General features: G+C 68.2%; 2 protein-coding genes and 1 pseudogene. All 3 read left to right on the forward strand.

Annotated elements, in window-relative coordinates; translation table 11 throughout:
* The first annotated feature begins 254 nt into the window (after positions 1 to 254).
* Positions 255 to 968 (forward strand): phosphatase PAP2 family protein, encoded by a 714-nt coding sequence (locus E3O28_RS01225; protein WP_233191097.1) that lies wholly within the window; start codon positions 255 to 257, stop codon positions 966 to 968.
* Between the two features lie 158 nt (positions 969 to 1,126).
* Positions 1,127 to 2,397 (forward strand): annotated as a pseudogene (locus E3O28_RS01230) (saccharopine dehydrogenase C-terminal domain-containing protein).
* Between the two features lie 228 nt (positions 2,398 to 2,625).
* Complete coding sequence (locus E3O28_RS01235; RefSeq protein WP_134415054.1) at positions 2,626 to 3,999, forward strand: FAD-binding oxidoreductase; 1,374 nt, start codon at positions 2,626 to 2,628, stop codon at positions 3,997 to 3,999.
* Positions 4,000 to 4,219: the final 220 nt, after the last annotated feature.

Genomic DNA, 4,219 nt, shown 5'->3' on the forward strand with positions numbered 1-4,219 from the left:
TATAAAGTTTCTTTCCTTTGACAGTCAGAAACCTAGACAGGAAGCGGCGTGCGGCCGTTAAGGCGCTCCGAAACACCCACGGATACAGCAGGGGAGCCAGATTTCCGATGGTGTGGCCGAGGTGGCGACGGATGCCGCGTGATTCCGGCATCCGTCGCCACCGGCTTCGCAGATCTCCTGAGTAAGCCCCCGGAGATGCGCGGCAAATGGCCAGGGCGGGAAGCCGCACGCCCGCACCGATCTAGCATGGACAGATGATGAGCGAGCGCGCCCCCGAGACCGCAGCCACCTCCGCCACCCGACGCATCGCCCGCCGGTGGCCTCTGGTCAGCGGGTCCGCAGCGCTGTTGCTGGCCGTGGGGCTCGGCGCCCTGATCGTGCTGCGCGGCAACGGCCGCCCGCTGGAGATCGACGCCGAGTGGATGGATGAGATCCTCGAGCACCGGGCGCCCGTCTGGGAGTATCTCTCGCTCACGATGAACTACCTCGGTGCCGGAATCGCCGGCGTGATCGTGATCCCGGTGCTGATTCTGGTGGCGCTGCTGCTGCTCAAACGGCCGTGGGCGGCCGGCTACTTCGTGGTTGCCACGATCGTGAGCTCGGGACTGGTGCAGGTACTCAAATCACTGTTCGGTCGGGATAGGCCGGAAGACATGCTGGTCATGTCAGATTTCGGATCCTTTCCGTCCGGCCATGTCGCCAATGCGGCGACCATGGCGGTTTGTCTCGGCATCCTCTTCCCGCGCGTCTGGGTTTGGCTGGCCGGCACCCTCTACACGGTTCTGATGATGGTCAGCCGCACCTATCTGGGCGCACACTGGCTCACGGATACGATCGGCGGGCTGCTGCTCGGTGCGTCCGTCGCCGTGCTGCTCTGGGCCCCGGTCGCCGCGAAGCTCCAGGGAGAGCGCGAGTTGGCGGCGCAGCATCCGTCGCCCTTGCGAATTCGACGGAGAAATTCCGCGTAGAGCCCTTAATCGGGGCAAAATCGCGCGTTTTGGGCAAAATCTCCGTCGAATTGGTTCGGGCGGAGCGCACGGGCGCACGGACGCGCGTGCGCACGGGCGCGTCGGCAGCCGCATCGGCAGCCGCATCGGTAACGGATGCCCCGGAGTAGCGTCGACGCATGAGAATCCTCCTTGTCGGGGCGGGCGGCGTAGGAGACGCGTTCGCGAAGATCATCGCCAGGCGCACGTTCTTCGAGCACGTCATCGTGTGCGACTACGACCTGGCCCGGGCGGAACGCACCATCGTCGCAATCGGCCTGAAGCACGGGCACGCGGCGGCAGCCCGGTTCTCCGCCGAGCAGATCGACGCCGGCGACCCGGACATGGTCGCCGCCGTTGCGCTCAGGCACGGCGCCACCCACGTGATGAACGCGGTCGAGCCGAAGTTCGTGCCCACGGTGTTCGCCGGGGCGCTCGCTGCCGGCTGTGACTACCTCGACATGGCCGTGAGCCTGTCCGAACCGCACCCCACGGACCCCTACCGCCAGACCGGGGTCATGCTCGGCGACGACCAGTTCGCGCAGACCGCCGACTGGGAGACCGCCGGCCGCCTTGCCCTGGTGGGCATGGGCGTCGAGCCGGGGCTCTCGGATGTCTTCGCCCGCTACGCCTCGGACCACCTGTTTCGGCAGATCGAGGAGCTCGGCACGCGCGACGGTGCCAACCTGGTCGTGCACGACGACGCCGGTAACGAGATCTTCGCGCCATCATTCAGCATCTGGACCACGATCGAGGAGTGCCTGAACCCGCCGCTGAACTTCGAGAAGGACCGCGGCTGGTTCACCACCGAGCCGTTCAGTGAACCGGAGATGTTCGACTTTCCGGAGGGCATCGGCCGGGTCGAATGCGTGAACGTGGAGCACGAGGAGGTGGTGCTGATGCCGCGCTGGCTCGACGCGAATCGGGTCACCTTCAAGTACGGCCTCGGTGAGGAATTCATCGGCGTGTTGAAGACCCTGCACCTGCTCGGCCTCGACCGGGTCGACCCGGTGCGGGTGCGCAGCGCGTCCGGCCCGGCGCTGGTCGCCCCACGCGATGTGGTGGCCGCCTGCCTGCCTGACCCGGCCACGATCGGCCCGCGGATGACCGGCAAAACCTGCGCGGGAGTGTGGGTCACCGGCACGGGTCCGGGCGGCCTGCCGCGCGAGGTCTACCTCTACCACGTCGCCGAAAACGAGTGGACGATGCGCGAATACGACACCCAGTGCGTGGTTTGGCAGACCGCCCTGAACCCGGTGATCGCCCTGGAACTGCTGGCACCTGGACCGGCATCGGCGTGCTCGGCCCGGAGGCCTTCGATGCGAAGGTGTTCCTCGACCTGATGAGCGCGCCCGAAACCGAGGGCGGCTACGGCCAGCCCTGGGGGATGGAGGACCGGCTGGCGTCCTGAGACGCACTCGACCTTCCGACGTGCCAGGCGGATGCCCGTGCGCATAGCTGCGGCCGCGGCGCGGGTGGTGCGCCGCTACGCGCGTGGCGTGCCATCCGCGCAACGGCGTACCATCCTCGCGACGCGAATCCCGGCAGGGGGGATCGGGATTGCCGCCCGATCGAGCCGGATGCGAGATGATGCTGTGACTGAGCGCGAAACATCCGTCGGAACGAAAGCGGTGCGGGAATGATCAATGGTGATGTCTCCTTCTGGTGGAACCAGCTCGGCCGGCCGGCCAACCGCGACCCGCTGCCCGGGCCGACGACGGCCGATGTGTGCATCGTGGGTGCCGGCTATACCGGGCTGTGGACGGCCTATTACCTGAAGAAGGCGGCCCCGGCGCTTCGGATCGTGATTGTGGAGCAGCGCTTCGCCGGCTACGGAGCGTCAGGGCGGAACGGCGGCTGGCTGACCAACTCGGTCACCGGCGGCCGCGAGCAGTACGTGAAGTCGCACGGCCGGGACGCGGCGGCCCGGTTCCAGACCGGCATGAACGAGACCGTGGACGAGGTGATTCGGGTCGCCGAGGCCGAGGGCGTCGATGCCGACATCGTCAAGGGCGGCGAGTTCACCGTGGCCTACGACCAGCCGCAGCAACGAAGGCTGGAGGCATCCGCTCGGTCGGAGCAGGCCTGGGACATGACGGATGTCGAACTCCTCTCCCCGGCGGCTGCGCGCGCCCGTATCGACGTGGCCGGTGCCACCGGGGCGATGTGGCACCCGCACTGCGCGCGCATCAACCCCGCCAAACTCGCGGCCGGGCTTGCCCGGGTGGTGGAGGGCCTCGGCGTGGAGATCTTCGAGAATACCCGGGTCAGCGAGATCATGCCGCACCGGGCGATCACCGACCGCGGCGCCGTGGAGGCGGAGTTCGTGGTGCGCGCGACGGAGGGGTTCACGGCGGGCCTGAAGGGACTGCACCGGGCGTGGCTGCCGATGAACTCGTCGCTGATCGCGACCGCGCCGCTCAGCTCGGACGTCTGGCAGAGCATCGGCTGGGCGGGCCGGGAGACCCTCGGTGACATGGCGCACGCCTATATGTACGCGCAGCGCACCATTGACGACCGCATCGCGATCGGCGGTAGGGGCGTGCCGTACCGGTTCGGGTCGCAGACGGATTCCGACGGGCGGACTCCGGCGAGCACGGTGGAGGCGCTGCGAGGCATCCTGACCCGGTTCTTCCCAGTGACGGCTGGCGCGCAGATCGACCACGCCTGGTCGGGGGTGCTCGGCGTGCCGCGCGACTGGGCGGCGACCGTGGGGCTGGACCCGGCGACCGGGCTGGCCTGGGCCGGTGGCTATGTGGGCACCGGGGTGGCGACGACGAACCTCGCCGGGCGCACGCTGACCGACCTGATCCTCGGCAACGACACAGGCCGCACCCGGCTGCCGTGGGTGAACCACCGGGTGCGTAACTGGGAGCCGGAGCCGCTGCGCTGGCTCGCCGTGCACGCGCTCTACCGCGCCTACTCGCTGGCCGACCATGCCGAGCTGACCCGGCGGCGGACGACATCGCCGATCGCGTCGGTCGCGGACGTGGTCTCGGGTCGAGGACACTAGCGCGGGCGCTCGTGCCGCGCGGCTGTCTCGGTGCGGCCCGGTGCGTGCCCGGTGCGTGAACCGATTCGACGGAGATTTTGCCGATAACAGCTGGTTTGGGGCCGAAAACCTGTCTTCCGGGCAAAATCTCGGCTCTCCTGCTTCATCTGTGGGTGTTTCGGAGCGCCTTAACGGCCGCACGCCGCTTCCTGTCTAGGTTTCTGACTGTCTAGGAACAGAA

Source organism: Cryobacterium sp. TMT2-14 (genome assembly GCF_004402465.1).
Lineage (GTDB): Bacteria > Actinomycetota > Actinomycetes > Actinomycetales > Microbacteriaceae > Cryobacterium > Cryobacterium sandaracinum.

Coding starts and splice junctions, on each gene's coding strand:
- E3O28_RS01225 (WP_233191097.1), top strand. CDS start 255: ATGATGAGCGAGCGCGCCCCCGAGACCGCAGCCACCTCCGCCACCCGA.
- E3O28_RS01235 (WP_134415054.1), top strand. CDS start 2,626: ATGATCAATGGTGATGTCTCCTTCTGGTGGAACCAGCTCGGCCGGCCG.